The 1,215-nt window shown below is 67.1% G+C and carries 1 pseudogene; it reads left to right on the forward strand.

Features of this window, described 5'->3' with window-relative positions:
• Positions 1-41 precede the first annotated feature (41 nt).
• Positions 42-1,215: pseudogene (locus tag B597_RS37950) on the forward strand (transposase); the annotation flags it as partial.

Raw genomic sequence — 1,215 nt, forward strand, 5'->3', positions numbered from 1 at the left:
GCTTCGCACTGATCGTCGAATCGTTGCGATAGTATTAACAGGCCCTAGTGCAGGCGCACTACCCGGACTTCATCGCGCGTCTTGAGGCCGAAGACCGCCCGCTGCCCGAGTATGTGCGCGAGGAGTTCGAGACCTACCTGCGCTGCGGCGTGCTCGAGCACGGCTTCCTGCGCGTGGTCTGCGAGCACTGTCGTGCCAAGAGGCTGGTGGCGTATTCCTGCAAGAAGCGCGGGCTGTGCCCGAGCTGCGGCGCACGGCGCATGGCCGAGTCGGCGCGGCATCTGGTGGACGAGGTGTTCGGCCCGCGGCCGGTGCGGCAATGGGTGCTGAGTTTCCCGTACCCGTTGCGCTTCCTGTTCGCCAGCAAGCCTGAGGCGATCGGCCCGGTGCTGGGCATCGTGCATCGTGTGATCGCCGGTTGGCTTGCCGATCAGGCCGGCGTGCCGCGGGATACGGCGCAATGCGGCGTGGTGACCCTGATCCAGCGCTTCGGCAGCGCGCTGAATCTCAACATCCACTTCCACATGCTGTGGCTCGACGGCGTGTACGAGGACACCACCGAGCGTCCGCAGCGCAAGCCGCGCCTGCACCGCACCCGTGCGCCCACATCGGCGCAACTGACGGAACTGGCCAACACCATCGCGCATCGCGTGTGCCGGCACCTGACGCGCAAAGGCTGGCTGGAAGGCGAGGACGAATCCGTGTTTCTGTCCGACAGCGCGGCGGGCGACGACGGCATGGACGCGCTGCGGATGAGTTCGATCACCTACCGCATCGCCACCGGTCGCGACGCTGGCCGCAAGGTCGTCACCCTGAAAACGCTACCCGGTGATGCGGGTTCTCTGGACGGCGACGCCGGCAAGGTCGGCGGCTTCTCGCTGCATGCCGGCGTGGCCGCGGAAGCACACGAGAGCCACAAGCTCGAAAAGCTGTGCCGCTACATCACGCGCCCGGCGATCAGCGAGCAGCGGCTATCGATCTCGCCACAGGGCAGGGTGCGTTACCAGCTCAAGACGCCGTGGCGCAATGGCACCACGCATGTCGAATGGGATGCGGTGGACTTCATCGCCAAGCTGGCGGCACTGGTCCCGCCGCCACGCGCGCATCTCACCCGCTTCCACGGCGTATTCGCCCCGAACGCGAATCTGCGCGCGCAGGTGACGCCATCGGGGCGCGGCAAGCGGCCTGCGAGCGATGCAGTGCCGGTGGACGTCA

The organism is Stutzerimonas stutzeri KOS6, assembly GCF_000307775.2.
GTDB classification, from domain to species: Bacteria; Pseudomonadota; Gammaproteobacteria; order Pseudomonadales; family Pseudomonadaceae; genus Stutzerimonas; species Stutzerimonas stutzeri_B.